This is a genomic window from Enterococcus sp. C65, assembly GCF_040887165.1.
In the GTDB taxonomy this organism is placed as follows: domain Bacteria; phylum Bacillota; class Bacilli; order Lactobacillales; family Enterococcaceae; genus Enterococcus_B; species Enterococcus_B hirae.
The window spans coordinates 109,485-126,359 of record NZ_JBFOFG010000008.1 but is presented as its reverse complement, the minus strand read 5'-3'; the positions used below and the strand labels follow the sequence as shown (position 1 = coordinate 126,359).

General features: G+C 35.7%; 15 protein-coding genes. 2 read left to right on the top strand and 13 right to left on the bottom strand.

What is annotated here, in order from left to right; all coding sequences use genetic code 11:
• Positions 1-127: 127 nt before the first annotated feature.
• Positions 128-934: a pyrroline-5-carboxylate reductase gene (proC, locus tag AB3I12_RS10295; RefSeq protein WP_063627644.1), complete on the top strand. Its 807-nt coding sequence runs from the start codon at positions 128-130 to the stop codon at positions 932-934.
• Between the two features lie 153 nt (positions 935-1,087).
• Here the strand turns inward: proC and AB3I12_RS10290 are convergent, their stop codons facing one another.
• The 9 genes from AB3I12_RS10290 to AB3I12_RS10250 form a co-directional block, all read right to left on the bottom strand.
• Positions 1,088-1,249: a hypothetical protein gene (locus tag AB3I12_RS10290; RefSeq protein WP_010720618.1), complete on the bottom strand. Its 162-nt coding sequence runs from the start codon at positions 1,247-1,249 to the stop codon at positions 1,088-1,090.
• A gap of 124 nt (positions 1,250-1,373) precedes the next feature.
• Positions 1,374-4,277, bottom strand: a complete 2,904-nt coding sequence (gene lanM, locus AB3I12_RS10285; protein ID WP_063627645.1) for a type 2 lanthipeptide synthetase LanM — start codon at positions 4,275-4,277, stop codon at positions 1,374-1,376.
• 474 nt (positions 4,278-4,751) lie between these two features.
• On the bottom strand, positions 4,752-6,308 hold the full coding sequence (gene rny / locus AB3I12_RS10280) for a ribonuclease Y (protein ID WP_010720620.1): 1,557 nt from the start codon (positions 6,306-6,308) through the stop codon (positions 4,752-4,754).
• A gap of 569 nt (positions 6,309-6,877) precedes the next feature.
• Entirely contained in the window at positions 6,878-7,918 is a 1,041-nt protein-coding gene (recA, locus tag AB3I12_RS10275) for a recombinase RecA (RefSeq protein ID WP_010720621.1), read from the bottom strand.
• Between the two features lie 105 nt (positions 7,919-8,023).
• Positions 8,024-9,271 (bottom strand): competence/damage-inducible protein A, encoded by a 1,248-nt coding sequence (locus tag AB3I12_RS10270; protein ID WP_063627646.1) that lies wholly within the window; start codon positions 9,269-9,271, stop codon positions 8,024-8,026.
• Between the two features lie 315 nt (positions 9,272-9,586).
• Positions 9,587-10,165: a CDP-diacylglycerol--glycerol-3-phosphate 3-phosphatidyltransferase gene (gene pgsA, locus AB3I12_RS10265; RefSeq protein ID WP_010720623.1), complete on the bottom strand. Its 579-nt coding sequence runs from the start codon at positions 10,163-10,165 to the stop codon at positions 9,587-9,589.
• A gap of 168 nt (positions 10,166-10,333) precedes the next feature.
• The gene (locus AB3I12_RS10260) at positions 10,334-11,224 is read right to left on the bottom strand and encodes a RodZ domain-containing protein (protein WP_010720624.1); all 891 of its coding nucleotides are present in this window, start codon (positions 11,222-11,224) and stop codon (positions 10,334-10,336) included.
• Positions 11,225-11,454: 230 nt separating this feature from the next.
• Entirely contained in the window at positions 11,455-12,744 is a 1,290-nt protein-coding gene (locus AB3I12_RS10255) for a pitrilysin family protein (protein WP_010720625.1), read from the bottom strand.
• Positions 12,737-14,005: a pitrilysin family protein gene (locus tag AB3I12_RS10250; RefSeq protein WP_010737266.1), complete on the bottom strand. Its 1,269-nt coding sequence runs from the start codon at positions 14,003-14,005 to the stop codon at positions 12,737-12,739. Before AB3I12_RS10250 ends, AB3I12_RS10255 begins: the two co-directional genes overlap by 8 nt.
• 235 nt (positions 14,006-14,240) lie before the next feature.
• Here AB3I12_RS10250 and mscL point away from each other — a divergent pair, with 235 nt between their 5' ends.
• Complete coding sequence (mscL, locus tag AB3I12_RS10245) at positions 14,241-14,705, top strand: large conductance mechanosensitive channel protein MscL (RefSeq protein WP_010720627.1); 465 nt, start codon at positions 14,241-14,243, stop codon at positions 14,703-14,705.
• A gap of 92 nt (positions 14,706-14,797) precedes the next feature.
• Here the strand turns inward: mscL and AB3I12_RS10240 are convergent, their stop codons facing one another.
• The 4 genes from AB3I12_RS10240 to AB3I12_RS10225 all read right to left on the bottom strand — a co-directional run bounded on the left by AB3I12_RS10240 (position 14,798) and on the right by AB3I12_RS10225 (position 16,873).
• Positions 14,798-15,235, bottom strand: a complete 438-nt coding sequence (locus AB3I12_RS10240; protein ID WP_010720628.1) for a GNAT family N-acetyltransferase — start codon at positions 15,233-15,235, stop codon at positions 14,798-14,800.
• Positions 15,236-15,327: 92 nt separating this feature from the next.
• Positions 15,328-15,573, bottom strand: coding sequence for a Veg family protein (locus tag AB3I12_RS10235; RefSeq protein ID WP_005875105.1), 246 nt, complete (start codon positions 15,571-15,573; stop codon positions 15,328-15,330).
• 113 nt (positions 15,574-15,686) lie between these two features.
• On the bottom strand, positions 15,687-16,265 hold the full coding sequence (locus tag AB3I12_RS10230; RefSeq protein WP_034700053.1) for a sigma-70 family RNA polymerase sigma factor: 579 nt from the start codon (positions 16,263-16,265) through the stop codon (positions 15,687-15,689).
• A gap of 77 nt (positions 16,266-16,342) precedes the next feature.
• Positions 16,343-16,873, bottom strand: a complete 531-nt coding sequence (locus tag AB3I12_RS10225) for an NYN domain-containing protein (protein WP_034700055.1) — start codon at positions 16,871-16,873, stop codon at positions 16,343-16,345.
• Between the last annotated feature and the right edge of the window lie 2 nt (positions 16,874-16,875).

Below are 16,875 nucleotides of genomic sequence, written 5' to 3'. Positions count from 1 at the left end.
GCTTATTTACCTTATTTTTACCACTTATGCACTAGTTTCACCTGTTTATGTATCTATCCACACGCTTTATTCTTTGCTTGCCCTTCATTGAAAAGAAAGCTATGCTAAAACAAAAGGAGAGGATAACATGAAAATTGGATTCATTGGAGCAGGTAATATGGCGCAAGCAATCATTAACGGCTTGATTGAACACGAAACAGTGGCTAAAGAAGATATTTTTGTCTCAAGTGGTCATTTCGAAAATGCACAACGTTTTGCAGAAGCAACTGGTGTAACCGCCTGTCAAACAAATCAAGAAGTCGCAAAACAAGTAGATGTCATTTTACTGGCAGTCAAACCTAAAATCATTGACCAAGTACTGAAGGATTTAAGAAAATATAGTCAGAAATGTCTCTTTATTTCAATTGCTTCAGGAAAATCATTACATGATCTGGAAAAAGCCCTAAATGACCCCGAAGCGAAAATCATTCGTGTCATGCCAAACGTAAACGTTAGTGTGGGTGCAGGTGTCTCTGCTATCTGTAAAAATCATCATGTCACATATGAGGAATTCAAAGAAGCAACGCAAATCTTTGAAGCGATCGGCAGTGTCTATCCACTGGCAGAAGGTGATTTCAGTACGTTTATTGGGTTAGCCGGTAGTTCACCAGCATTTATTTATATGTTGATCGATGCCATGGGTCGTGCGGGTGTCTTTAATGGCTTACCTAAAAAAATGGCAACCGAGATCGCTGCCAAAGCTATTATGGGATCTTGTCAAAAATTCCTAGCAAGTGATGAAAACCCTTGGGAGCTAGTTGACCAGGTTTCTTCCCCTGGCGGAACAACGGTTGCAGGTGTTGTGGCTTTAGAAGAAGCTGGCTTCATTCCTGCTATTATCAAAGGGATCAATACAACGATCGAAAAAGATCGAGAAATGCTGGATAAGAAATAAAACGAATGAGTCTGAAGGAATCTTTTTACTAAAAAAAGTAGGACATTAATCAGATTTTTTCTGATTAATGTCCCAGATTCAGACTCTTCATTCTGAATTATTATTTTTCAATATTCACAATAAAACCTCTGAAACCTTTCATCCGTATATATTTTAGCAACAGCTAGATAAAGAGCCACAACCAAAACTACCACAACCAAGGCTACCCATTGTTCCGCAGATGGTATCTAGCGAAGCATTCAAACTATGTTCGTTGTTTAATACTGCTAATTCTTCAGAAACATTGCCTGCTTTCATTAATAGTCCTACTGCCATTTTCTTCACCTCCTTTCAAGTTGATCAATCATTTTTTATTGTCATCAACTGTTTGTTACACTTATCAATCTATTATTCAATCAGATCCTATCTCTTCATTCGTATTTTCGATTGAAGGATTTATCTATAAATCGAATAAAAGTATGTTTGGTATGTTAGGGTTCTCCAACGCTAACAATCCCAAAATCACCCCGGAAAGACCGGTCATCAAACCAACATCTAGAAACTCGTCTTCTAAACAACTTTCATTAATTGTTCGTTTGTCTAAGTATGCATTCCAATCATCGAGTAAGAACGCATATGACTTTATATTATGATGAATGAAGAAATGACGGTAAAGCCACATATTTCCTAAAAAGCCATGACATAAGCAACTATCTACACGTTCTTTGTTTAATTCTTCTTTTAATCGAGCAAAATATAATAGCTCCTCTGGGCTTTCTCCTTCCATAAGATATCGATGAGTAAGCATTCCTACAAGACCATTACAATAAAAAGTATTTTGCTCAATCCATTTTTCTCCTCTTGTATCAAACCACACACCGTTTTTACGATGTTGGTTTTCAAATAAGGTAACTGCGCCAATCGTTTCTTTTATTTTGGTTACCGAAAATAACTCTTCATAAATCGCTAAAGCATAAAGAATACCTGATGTTCCGTGAGAAAAACCTAAAATAAGTTTCTTTTCTACAGAGGATTCCCAATAACTTCCTTTTCCCTCTGATTCTATTAAATTATTTAATAAATTCTCCACACAAAGTCCAATTAATTTTTTTAATTCTTTATTAGGGCTCTTTTTATAAATATTACAAAAAAGTAGTAATAACCCCGCCGTACCACTCATAATATCCAGAATTTTGTCTTTTTTTATTTTTTGTCCCAGATATTGAAGGATATCTTGCTCAATTGCGATCAGTTTTGATGTTCGCAAGGATGGAGCAATCAAATTAAATAAATAGATATAACCACCTAATCCAGAAAAAACCCCTATATCATAATTTTTTTGATTAGATAAATCAAAATGATCAAGTAAATCATTCAATATTAATAGAAATCTGTTTTTGTAATCAAAATCATTTTTTGTTTTCCATAAATAATAGTAAGTGATTGCTACACCAATTTTCCCATTATACAAACTGTTATTCATTGGCTGCAGTTTTAAACGAATTTTAAAATCTTTGTCTTTTGTTAAATCTTCATAACCGGTATGAAGCCACGTCACCTGCTTATTGTGTACTATCCTTTTACTATGGATGTAAGATTCTAAAGTCTTGATCTCATCATTTTTTTCTCCAATTATAAAAAGATCTTCTAACGTAATATTTTTATCTCCAAAGCTTTTTTGCAAAATATTTAATTGGTAGTTTAAATCTTTCTCACTAAGAGAATGGATCTTTTTTTTCCATAGTGTTAAGAAATCTATACGACTGTTATTCGTAAATGTCATTTTTTTTGAAATGTTAAGTGTATTTGAGTTAAGTTTTGAAAAAACATAAGGGATATCCCCCTCTAGTATGTCCTCAATTTCATAGGTAAGAAATGGTGTAGAACCAAATCTTGCCATTTGAGAATAGACAAATAACAAGCGATCAAACGGTGCTGTCAAGAACCTAGGATGATAACTTAAAGTCGCTATTTTACTGTAAGTTGCTGTTGGTTTTATTAAATGTCGGATAGTAATATCATTTTTATAGCGCTCAACAATATCAATCAGCTCTGATTTTTTATCCAAAAATAGGTGAAATGTTTCTGTAAATCCTTGATAGATCTGTTGCTTATAGTCTAAAAAACGATAATTTTGTCCATGATACATCGGAACATTAGAATATGAATATTTAAATTCATCAGAATTTTCAGTGAATTTAATTTCTAAATCATCTTCTGAAACAATCAATTGTGGTACTGAAAAACGTTGGAATAAGTTTTCATGGCTTCCTAAAGCCGAAATATCATCTTTAAAAAATTCGTTGTACATAGGTACAATTCCAGAATTAAGAACAGAATTAGTCAAAATTTCATGTATCTTATCATTTACAGATAATGCTTCCATACGATCTAAATTGTTAAACAAGCATTCTAAATCAATGAGCATGGGTGAACCACCACTTGCAATTAGATTTTCAAGATGAATATCCGAAGCATTTAAATAGAAAAGAATTGCAATAATTGCCCCCATTTTATAATAGAAATCTTGAACTTCTTCTTCTGATTGACAAGGATCACTTACAATAAATTCTGACCAAGAATACGTTTTACGATTCAATAATTTTATTTGTGCTAGTTGTTTGTTAAAATTATTTTTATTAAATAAAGCAACGCATTCTCCAAATAATAAATCATTGTAATTACTTCGTGGTTTATAAATAATTTTATTCTTTTTACCTGTTATCACGAGTGGAAATTTTCCTGACAGATGCGGATCACCCAAAGAAAATTCAACTCCTATTTCTTGATCAAGTTGAATACTAAACAATTCGTTAATTTCCTTTGAATCATACTCTACATGTTGGATAACTTCAGAAATGTAACAGATTGTTTCTTTGATTTTTTTATCTATTAAATTGAATAAAACAGGAAATCTTTGAAACAAACCTGTGACGTATTTCTCATTAGATAAATAATTTCTAATATAACTTTTCACAGAGAGTTTTTGTAACTGTGACTTTAATAGATTAAAGTCATAAACAATCGTTCGCAAAAGAATCTCATGAATATTTTTGCAAAGGTTTTCATTAATGTTATTGCTAACATTTTTGTATTTTATTAGATTTGGGTACTTCATAAAATATTGCTCAGTTAGCTTTATTGTTACTTGTTGCGAGAATTTTTCAATTGAATCAACTTGTCTCCATTCTTTTAGTTCATTCAACATCTCTTCGTTTTGATCTTTTAGCAGTTTTTTTGAATGAACATACTGTTCCTTAAATTCATTAATATTCTGAAAATGAAAAAATTGTAAAAATTCCTCTTGCATATCTGAAGTCATAAATTCTGCTAAATTGTATTCCAACAACTCATAATTATCCATCTGCTTATCCCACCTCATCTATATTTAGATCATATAGAATCAATTACTTGTGTTTTCAAGAACAAAAACTATATCTTTCTACCCAATAAATCCTAGTAAAAAATTGTACATAAAATTGATTTCAAACTCATAGATCAATATATTACTAGTTTATACAACTTTTATCTCTCGTTAACAAAATGTACAATAATGCAACAAATTTTATTTCCTAACTATTCTTCATCCTAGTTTGATTTTCTAGTAGTCATTAAGAATAATTTTGATCTACTTTAATGATAGAATAATCGTCTCTAGTTAGATTATGCCTACTTCTTATTAAGAAGCTAATTTAGAACTCAAAGTTAACACACCATGTTTATAGCTGCTCAACCTCTTATCAAAATAATGTTAAAACGATCAAGCTTGATTAAATAGTGGTTTAAAACAAAAAAGACGCTACGATTATCCTAACTAATCGTAACGTTCTTTTATTTTTTACTTAGCGTAGTCTGTCGCACGCGTTTCACGAATAACGATGACTTTGATATGCCCTGGATAATCTAATTCTTCTTCAATTCGTTTACGAATATCTCGTACTAAACGAACTGCATCTAAATCAGAGATCTCTTCTGGTTTTACCATAACCCGAACTTCTCGTCCAGCTTGAACAGCAAAACTAGATTCTACTCCGGCAAAGCTATTTGAAATGTTTTCTAAGCTTCTTAAGCGACGGATATAATTTTCCAAGGATTCACTTCTAGCTCCTGGTCGTGCAGCTGATAAGGCATCTGCAGCAGCTACCAAGACAGAAATAACTGACGTTGCTTCAACATCTCCATGATGAGATGCAATCGCATTGATCACTACAGGATTTTCTTTGTATTTAGCAGCTAACTCTGCGCCGATCTCTACGTGAGAACCTTCGATTTCATGATCTAATGCTTTCCCGATATCATGAAGCAAACCAGCTCGTTTAGCTAATTGGATATCTTCGCCTAACTCAGCGGCTAGTATACCTGACAATTTAGCAACCTCTACTGAATGTTTCAAAACATTTTGTCCATAGCTAGTTCTAAAATGAAGACGACCCATGATTTTGATCAAATCTGGATGAAGGGTATGCGCACCAACTTCAAACGCCGCTTCTTCCCCGTACTCACGGATTCGTTCATCCATTTCTTTACGCGATTTTTCGACCATTTCTTCGATTCGTGCAGGATGGATCCGTCCATCTTGGATCAGTTTTTCTAAAGTCATCCGAGCGATTTCTCTACGAATTGGATCAAAACCTGAAAGGACCACTGCTTCTGGTGTATCATCAATGATCAAGTCAATTCCAGTCAATGTTTCTAGTGTACGGATATTTCGTCCTTCTCGACCAATGATGCGTCCTTTCATTTCATCATTTGGTAAAGTTACTACGGATACAGTTGTTTCAGATACTTGGTCTGCCGCACAGCGCTGAATCGCTAACGATAAAAGATTTTTGGCTTTACGATCTGCTTCTTCTTTTGCACGTTGTTCCGATTCTTTGACCATTAACGTCAATTCATGATTCAATTCTTCTTCAGTTGATTTCATGATGACATCTTTTGCATCTTCTTTAGATAAACCAGCAATTTTTTCTAATTCTCTTTGTTGTTCTTCAATCAACTTTTCAACGTCTTTTTCTCGCTCTTCAATCAATTGCTGTTTTGAACTAAGTGCTTCTTCTTTGCTTTCAAGTGAGGTCTCACGTTTTTCCAATGAGTCATCCTTACGATTCAACGTTTGTTCACGCTGAATTAAACGATTTTCTTGAGATTTTAATTCTAACTTGCTTTCTCTCAACTCACTCTCCACTTCAGAACGATATTTCTGGTTTTCCTCCTTAGCTTCTAACAATGCTTCTTTTTTTAGAGTTTCTGCTTCTTTCTTTGCACTATCAATAATTCCAGCTGCTGATGATTGAGCACCTGCAATTTCTTTTTCATGACGTGACTTTGCAACCATAAACCCTAAACCAAGACCGACAATTAAACCGATGATAGCGAGGAGAATATTGAATACCATAAAATCCACCTCCATACTATCTTTTTCATTTTTATCATCTATATAACTTTTATGATAAAGTACTCTAAACTTGTTAATATGCTTTATGCATAGGTGTACAAAAACATGCACAAGTTTATTCTAATGTTTGTACCCCGTAGTGTCAACTTTAAATACATAAGAAACGGCTTTCTCGATTTTCATTTAAAGGTCATTTTATGAACAAAAGATAATATTAAATAATAACCAAAACATATTAAGAACATATAATTTTGCATTAATGAAAATTAAGAACAAAAAATGACTTTTAAGTAACATGTTATCCTTTCATTTAAGTAGAATAGTCCCTTTCTGTCGATGTAGTCAATCACTGCTTAAACATCCCCCATTTTCCATTATGTTTTAGGAGAAAGTATAGTCAAATGACTACTTAAAAGACAAAAAATAAGCCGAAATTTTAAAAAATTTCGGCTTATTAGATTCAATCGACAACATATCAAAGGAAAACACTTTCTCTGAACGACGCGAGTTCTCTCGATGCTCAAACATCCTTTGAATAGTTATTCGATTATTTCTATTCTTACTTCGTCTTATTCCTCTAAAGGAAGTTCTGCTTGCGTTTCTTCGGGTATTTCTACATCTTCACCGATCCCATAAGCCGCCCGGACTAAAGCAGAAACTTCTGCCATCATTTCAGGATGAGTGGACATGTAATTTTTTGCATTCTCACGACCTTGTCCAATACGATCTTCTTTGTAAGAATACCAAGCACCACTTTTATCAACGATATCTTTTTCAACCGCCATATCAAGCAATTCTCCTTCTTGAGAAATTCCTTGCCCATACATCACATCGACTTCAGCAATTTTGAATGGTGGCGCTACTTTATTTTTAACTACTTTGATCTTCGTACGGTTACCAACAATGTCTGTTCCTTGTTTCAATTGTTCTGCACGGCGCACTTCTAAACGAATCGTTGCATAGAATTTTAATGCGCGTCCACCAGGTGTGATTTCAGGATTACCGAACATCACTCCAACTTTTTCACGAATTTGGTTAATGAAAATAGCGATCGTTTTGGTTTTATTGATCGACCCAGATAGTTTACGTAGTGCTTGTGACATTAATCGAGCTTGTAACCCTACGTGAGAGTCACCCATTTCTCCATCAATTTCAGCACGCGGAACTAAAGCGGCAACCGAATCGACTACTACGATATCTACTGCACCACTTGATACAAGCGCATCAGCGATTTCTAGTCCTTGTTCCCCAGTATCTGGTTGTGAAAGAAGTAATTCGTCAATGTTTACCCCTAATTTTTGAGCATATTGTGGGTCTAAAGCGTGCTCAGCATCGATAAAAGCGGCTGTTCCGCCATTTTTTTGTACTTCAGCGATTGCATGTAAGGCAACGGTTGTCTTACCTGAACTTTCAGGACCATATACTTCAATGATACGTCCTCGTGGGTAACCACCAACACCTAAAGCAACATCTAATGCAAGAGAACCACTTGGGATAGTCGAAACTTGTTGGTCGATTTTTTCGCCAAGTTTCATGATCGAGCCTTTCCCATAGTTCTTTTCAATTTTTTTCAACGCAGCATCTAAGGCTGCTTTACGATCATCTGCCAATACGATAATCCTCCTTATATTCACAAATCAGTGCGACATTTCATTGTACTAATCATATCGTTTTTAATGACAAAAAGCAAGAAAAAACCGAACAAATATTCGCATTTATTTTTTTCTTAATAGTTGTCTTCTAATGAGATCAAATCCTTGCATTACTGCGCTACTCCTTATATGAGAACGGTCTCTGGTAAATTGGTATTTCTGCGAAATGACCTCCCCTTCACTTGTTGCAACCGCGATCCAAACTGTTCCAGCTGGCTGTCCTTCTAAGGTATCTGGTCCAGCCACTCCAGTAAACGAAATCGCATAATCTGTTTTTGCTAAATTACGTGCTTGGATAGCCATTTGTTCTGCACATTCTTGGCTGACGGTTCCATGCTGCTTCAATAGTGCATCATCGATGTGTAAAAATTCTGATTTAGTTTCTAAAGAATAGGTAATGAAGCCTCCTGAGAAGACTTGAGAAACACCAGAGATCTCTCCCAAAGCTGATTGAAAGGCTCCAGCAGTCAAACTTTCTGCTGCAGTTATTGTTTGGTTTCTTTCCTTTAATAATTCTACGACCACTTTAGGCAATGAATTATCATCACCATATCCATAGAAGTACTCACCTACTCTCGCCAATACTTTTTCTTCCAAAGCAAGTAAGGCTTGGTTTCCTGCATGTTTGTCTTTGGTCTTCACAGTTAATCGTAAAGTGACTTCGTTAGGTTTTGCGTAAGGGGCAATCGTTGGGTTGATCTGTGTTTCAATCAAGTCTTTTAATTCTGTGACTAGTTGGGATTCCCCGATACCGTAAAAACGTAAAACTTTTGAGATCAGCATTTCTTCAGATGGAAAGTTTTGCTCCAATAATGGGCGAGCTTGTTCAATGAACATTGGCTTTAATTCGCTCGGTGGTCCAGGTAACAAGAGATAGACATGGTCTGCTGTTTGATAGAACGTACCTAATGCTAAGCCTGTGCGATTAGGTAAAGCAATCCCCCCATCGATGATTTGTGATTGTTGTAAATTGTTTTCAGTCATTTTACGCTTGGTCGTTTCAAAAAATGCTAACAATTTTTTATAGCCTTCGGTGTTTTGGATCAATTCTTCCCCTAGATGTTTCGCAGTAACTTCTTTCGTCAGGTCGTCTTCTGTCGGTCCCAACCCTCCACATAAAATGATCAAGTCACTTCTGGTTTCTGCTAATTGGAGTAATGATTCTAAGCGGTCGGGATTATCACCAACCACCGTTTGATAATACACATCAATCCCGAGGTCTGCTAACTGTTCGGATAAAAACGTGGCATTCGTGTTGACTACTTGTCCTAATAAAAGTTCTGTCCCTACTGCTATGATTTCTGATTTCATTTTTTCGCTTCCTTCATTACAACAGACGAATTCTCGTTGGCCTGTTTTGGTCTCTTCTCAATCTCTTTTTATCTACTAATAGTATACGCCATTTGCTAAACGTTTCATTTATCATTTGCTCATTTTCTGATAAAGAGTTTCATCATTTTCATCTTCATCATAAGATAGCTATGCATCTAGCTAGTTTAGAAAAATGGCGATCAAATAAATGATTGAAACGTGAATCAGCATAAATAAATTCGTCTTACCCCAAAATATAAAATGTTATTTTGGGGTAAGACGAATTATCGAAATGGTACATCTTTGTAAGGAATCTTACATCGAACCTTTGAACACACCACTATTTTTCATAAAATAATCAACACCTGAATAAATCGTGAAGATCAAACAAGCATACAGCATGATTTGATCCATCGGTAAATTGATCAGATTAAATGGAATATTATTGATGAATAACAAAATAATAGCCACCATTTGCGTAGCCGTTTTTACTTTTCCTGGCCACGCTGCTGCCATGACTTCCCCATCTTCGACTAACAATAGTCGCAGACCGGTAACAGCTAGTTCTCGACAAACGATAATCGCAACTACCCATCCTGGTGCCTTACCTTGCCCCACCAACATGATAAAAGCGGTCATCACTAACATTTTATCTGCTAATGGATCAGCAAACTTTCCAAAATTGGTGACTAATCCTCTGGCACGAGCAATTTTTCCATCGAGCCAATCGGTAATACTTGCTAAAGCAAAAATAATCGCTCCTACTAATTGCGTCACAGCAAGTGATGTTGTTCCTACGGTTACTTGTCCCCAATCTAAGGGTAATCCGACAACTAAAATAAAAATCGGGATCATACAAATTCTAAGTACAGTTAATTTATTTGGTAAATTCACACTATCGACTCCTTTCTTCCCTATTCTACGTGACTCGTTCTAAACTTTCCACCGATAATGATCAGTTTTTATCAGCAGTCGTGAAAAAAGATAAGCACCTAAGATGAATCTGCCTTCCCAGGTACTTATCTTGTTTTCTTTTTTCACATCATTCTACTTATAAGCGATTTACTCTGCATACTGTAGTGTCAATGTGACATTTTTAGGATTTTGATTATTCGCTCCTGGATTAACAGGGATTTCTTCCCCGTTTATCTTAACCGTTGCATTACTTGCAGCTCCTAATCGAATCGTTGCATTGGTTGCCGTTTCCGGTAATTGCGTGCTTTGTGTTTCATTTGCTGCTAATGTCCCTTGATAAACATAGGCATTATCCACTAATACACCGATCCAAATTCGGTTAGTCGCTGCAAATTCAAGTGTAACAGGTTTTTTCGCATCCGTAACATTCACTGCGATCGTACTACCTGTGTCTTCACCAGCCGTAATCGCCATCTTTTTCTCTTCTTGTGTTGTTGAAGTGGTTGTCGTACTTGTTGAAGAAGAGGATTCACGCTCTTTCTTAGTGCTAGATGTCGTTTGTGTAATTGCACCGTCAACCGAAACTGAAGTTGCCGTTGTATCAATAATCGGGTCAGATTTTCGATCCTGCCAAGTCATATAACCCACAACAGTAATAATTGCTAAAGCGACTAAACCAAGTAAAATAACCGGTAGACTTGTCCAAAACTTACTTGGATTGGCTTCTTCCTGATGCATCGCTTTTCTCGAACCACTCACTGTTTCTGGTTCAGGACGTGCGACAACTTCTCCAGCTGATAATTTGCTTTTCCCATCAAATACATCAACTAAATGATCGCCATCTTCACCGACAGCTTCTGCATATTGACGAATAAATGCCCGAACATAAAATTTTCCAGGTAGTTGATCAAAATCATCATTATCGATTGCTTCTAGATAACGTTTTTGAATTTTCGTAATCTGCTGTAATTCATCTAAAGATATTTTCTTATTTAGGCGAGCTTGCCTTAATGTTTCTCCGATGGTTTCAAAAGCCACTCGTTCATCTTCTCCAGTCTTTTTATTCTAACCAGCAATTGTATAAACGCTAGTCGTCTAATTGTTCCTTTTCGTTAAGAATGTAACACGCCATACACCAACGCCCATTTTTTATTCTTTATCTTCTTAAGAATACCATAAACGAAGTTATCTTAGGGTAACATTGAATGCACTCTATAACGAAATTTAAGAGTTTAACTACTTTCCCATTCGTCATCTCTACTTCTATATCAGACATTTGGCTGCATATAAAACTCACTGAACGCTTCTTCTTTGATAAAAGAACGACCTACTTTTAATACATCTGCTAATTGAATGGATTCAATAATTTCTGGTAAATCAAATAATGTTTGATCCCCAAATAGGCTTTGCGTGAATTGGTTTGCAATGTATTCCAGTGAATTTAATGTTTGGAAATATTGTCCTAACATCTTTTTCTTCAACAATGTTAGATTTTCTTCAGACAGTTCTTGATCCTCTTCAAAATGCAGAAGAATTTCTTTCACTTTTTCAGCTGCTTTTTCTGGCTGATCCGTGTCTCCGCTAAAGTCAGCAAAATGAAATTCTCGATCTAAACTAAATTCAAAACCGAAGCTGTCATCAATTAAACCATCATTGTACATTTTCAAATAATTTTGAGAAGTATTCCCTAATAACAATTGGAATAAAAGATTGAGAGCGGTCTTGTATCTCAATAATTCCTTCCCTTCTGCTGGTAAAACATCTAGCCCTTTGATCCCCAAGACAAACTTATCTCTAGTGATTGCTGAGCGCATTGAGCTTTTCGCAATAATATCACCATTATTGTCAGGGAAATAACGTTTGATTTTTTGAGCTGGTGGAAAATCCTTAGCATTTTGATTGGTTCGAATCAATTCCATCAACTTTTCCGGCTCTAATTTTCCTACTACGAACAAGACCATATTACTTGGCTGATAAAATGTCCGATAGCAGGTGTATAAATCATCAGCAGTGATTGCTTCAATACTTTCAACTGTGCCAGCTATATCGATATGCAAAGGATGTTCAGGGTATAAATTATTCAAAATGCCAAAAAACATCCGCCAATTTGGATCATCTTCATACATTTGTATTTCTTGTCCAATGATCCCTTTTTCTTTATTAACAGTTTCTTCCGTAAAATAAGGTGCTTGGACAAAATCAAGTAAAGTCGTCAAATTTTTTTCAACTTGATCTGTCGTTGAAAATAAATAACTTGTTTTGGTAAAACTGGTAAACGCGTTAGCTGAGGCCCCTTGTTGTCCAAATAATTGAAAGACATCGCCATCCTCTTTTTCAAACAATTTATGTTCCAAGAAATGGGCAATACCATCTGGAACTTTTATCTTTTTATCTGAACCATATGGAATAAATTCATTATCGATCGAACCGTAATTTGTACTAAATAAACCATATGTCTTATGGTAATCATTTTTAGGTAATAAATAAACAGTCAAACCATTTGGTAATACTTCATGGTACAGTGTTTCGTTGATTTGATCATATTCTGTTTTATTCATTTGTTGTACCTCCGTCTAAAAAGAAAATTGCCTGCAACTCGATTTGTCGAGCTATTTTTTGGATGTCTTCGACCGTTACTTTTTCCATCCGTTTTAACCATTCGTCAGCTGTTAATTTCGTTTCTGGCAACCAATTCTCTAAATAGGCAGTCTCGACAGCTACTTGTGGGGCATCTAATGATAATAGATATTGGTTTCGTAACATGGCCTTAGTTTGTGTCAATTCAAGTTCTGTGACTTCCCCATTTCGTAGACTTTCTAATTGTTCATGGATCAGATGCAATACTTGGTTACGTTTACGTCCATCAATTCCTGTTTGTACACTTAGGAACCCACGAAAAGTATCAATGCTGCTGGAAGCATAGTAAGCTAGGCTCTCTTTTTCACGAACATTCATAAATAATTTAGAGTGTGGGAAACCGCCAAATAATCCATTGAAGACCATCAATGAAAAACGATCCGGTTGGTCATAATAGACATTGGTTTGATAAGCCAAATTTAATTTCGCCTGAGTCACTGGTTCTTCGATCTGTCGTTCTTTGATGATATTTTCTTGCGGTTGGCTATAAAAAATTTCCGGGTGTAATCTTTCTCGCTCTGGAAATGCCCATTCACTAAAAGCTGCTTGGACTTCTGCAGGAGAGACATCTCCCACTACGAAGATATCGATCTGATCTTCTGTGATCATCTGATGATAATAGTCAGCTAACACTTCAGCTGTGAGTTCATCTAGATCTTCGATTGTTCCAAAACTTGGTATTTTCTGCGCCTCCGACTGATCAAAATACAACTCTTGAAGCGCCAGTGAAGCCATCGTTTGCTTGTCTTCATTTAAGCTCTCTAAATAAAGTTTCAAATTGTTTTTTTCTAAAGCAAAAGTGGCTGGATCAAATTTTTCCCCCGTAATGTTTGGATAAAAGAGAACTTCTTTCAAAAAAGCAACAGCTTGGTTTAAAATGCTGGTATCGTTGATATACTTGCCATTGACAAAGTTGATGCTAGCATCCAACCAGTGAAGATTGCCTTTTTTTCTCACGGACGTTCCAAAACTAGCACCATAAAGATCCGCCAATTTTGCACTTAACTGAGTCTGGTCAGGATAATTTAAACTGTTCGTTTCTAACAAGCTACTTAAAAGGGAACGTTTCGTGATGACTTCTTTTTTTAAACGCGTAGTAAAGCGAACAAAGATACGAACCGTTTTATATTGTTTTGTTTGCAAGACGTGGAGGTTTACACCCTCTGCCAGTTGATATGTCATAGTACATGCTCCTTTATTAGCAGTTCGTTCTCCGACATGGTTGATTTTATCTTGGAGGATAAAAGAATATGTGGCTACTATTTTTTACTGCTTTAATTCTCTCTTGCATCACTTAAGAGTCACCTTCTAGTATAGCATATAAGTACTTGAACGACAGACCTTAGCCATAAATGCATGTCGTTTTTATATTTTTTTATTCTTCGTTATACTAAGGATAAGTGAGAGGAGGAGAAAAATGATTAAAGAATTTAAAGAGTTTATTATGCGTGGCGACGTATTAGATTTAGCCGTTGGGGTTGTTATCGGGAGTGCATTTACTAGTATTGTCAATCAGATCGTTCAAGGTTTGATCACACCTCTTGTAGGCTGGGTTGTAGCGATGATTACTGGCACGTCTGATTTGGAAGGCGCCCTTTCTATCTTGGACTGGTCACCTACTAAAGGAGTTACGTTTGCTTTCGGCAATGTTATTAGTGCAATCATAACATTTATTATTACAGGGTTTGTCTTATTCTTAGTGGTGAAAGCAGCCAACCACGCTAAAAGATTACGTCCTGAAAAAGAAACAGAAGAAGCACCTGCCAAACCAACTGCTGAAGATTATTTGAGCGACATTCGTGATCTACTTGCACAACAAACAGCAGAAAACAACGGACGACCAACTACACAAGCAACCGTTGATCAGACAACTGAAAAATAAAGAAAACTAAATGATACAAAAAAGAACAGCTATCAGTTTTCACTGTAACTGTTCTTTTTTTGTATTGAGCTACCTGATCATCATAGATCACTTTAGCTCGATTTTTTCATATCGATATGGGGAATGTCATCTTCTAAATAAACATCTGAAATGGCCTCGAATCCAAATGACTCATAAAAAGATTGAAGATAGACTTGCGCCCCAATGACGATCGGTCGTTGCGGGTAATTGGCTTCAATTACTTCCATCGTACGTTGCACGATCTTACGTCCCAACCCTTCTTTACGATGCTCACTATTGACCAACACTCGACCAAAATGAATGGTTCCATCTTCTTCAAAAATACGTGTATAAGCAGAAATTTTCCCTGCTTCATCTTTGAAATACGTATGCCAAGCTTGGCTATCAATTTCATCCACTTCTTGGTAGGGACAATTTTGTTCTACGACAAAAACAGCAATGCGTTCTTTGACAATCTCATAAAATTCTTGAGTGGTCAAATCTGCAAATTTTTTTACATAATGTTCCATTTGAAAGTGCCTCCAATTCTCTTTTTTTCAGCATACCTATTTCCAAACAAAAAAGCAAACGAACCTTATAAAAAACTAGGCTCGCTTGCTTTTTAAACTGCTTCAGTTAAAAATTCAATCTCGACTGTTCGAGTAAGTACATCTGAATAGCTATACGATACTCGTTCAAAAGAATTTTCTTCAGGATCCAAATCAACAACGAATACTGAAGGATAGGTTTCTGTTAAAACGCCTCGGCGTTCTGTTTGACGCTTTCTTCCTGTCTGAGCAACCAGCATGATTGGGCTGCCGATACGACCTTCTAAATCTTTTTTGATTGTAGCTAAAGTTGTTGGCATACAGTTCACCTCATTACCCAATATACCACACTTTCTAAAAATTTTCAAGTTTACCATATAAAAAAAAGAAATGCAATAAAAACAAATAAGAAAAACATTAATAATTTTATAAATTATTCCTCATGATAATTTTTGAGATGTTGTTTTATTTTAAATTTCACACGGCTATACGCACTCTTGACTTGTTTGACATCCATTGAAAGTTCCTCTGCCATCCTCTTGAAATCGGTTCCTTGCATATAATAATAAAATATTTTTGCTTCCTTTTTTGAAAATTTGATTTCACAATCTTCAATGGCTTCATTTAACAGTAATCGTTGCATCGCAAGTGGTTCTTGAGTAGTGATTTCTGCTAAAAAGTCCGGACCTTCTGTTTCAACCTTCTGATCAATCGATAATTCATCTTTTTGGTCTCTACGTTTCAAGGCATTTTGTTTTCTTAATAATGAATAAATTTGATTACTGATAATGCTTTTATAATAGCTGCCAAAGCTAACGCCTTTGTTATTTTCATAAGTCTTTAAAGCTTGGTATAAGGCGATCCTTGCTTCTTGTTCCCAATCTTCATACACATAATTTCTTAGGTAGTACATATTTTTTAAACGTAACAAAAGTGGAAAATATTTTTGATATAGGATAGCGAATGCTTCTTCATCACCGTCACGTGCGGCGCGCAATAACTCCTCAGACATAAAATAATTCCTCCATCTCTTTCGATTATGGAGGAATCTTACCATCAATCATCCGATTGACTAATCATATAACTATGTTATCTATCTTTTCGCATTAAATCGTCTAACTTTTGGGACAATTTTTCTAATTGTTCTTTACTCCAAGGCGAATTACGACGAAAATTATCAAATTGCATATTTATATTATCTTGTGCAATGTTTTTCTCTGTTTTCTGGATCGTTTTATATAATTCATAGGCAGAAGTCCGCAAAGCCCCTTGTGAAAAGATCATCCATTGCTCGGCTAAGTCACTCGTGGCAACAGTTACTTGCGTTAAACGATCATTCAATTGGCCAGCAATACGTTCAATATAACTATCTGCCGTTTCATCTTCTTTTGTAAAGACGACTTCTAATTGGTATTTCTTGTAGTTTTGCTGAATACCTGGAACCAATTGTGCATCAAAAACGACAATAACTTCGATTCCTTCGTATTTGGCATAATTTGACAAACGATGCAACAAAGCTTCTCTAGCATCCGCCATCTTTTCTTGTTTTTTCAACAAAACGAGTTCTGGCCAAGAACCGATCATGTTATAACCATCAACAATTAGGAGCTGCTTTTTCATCT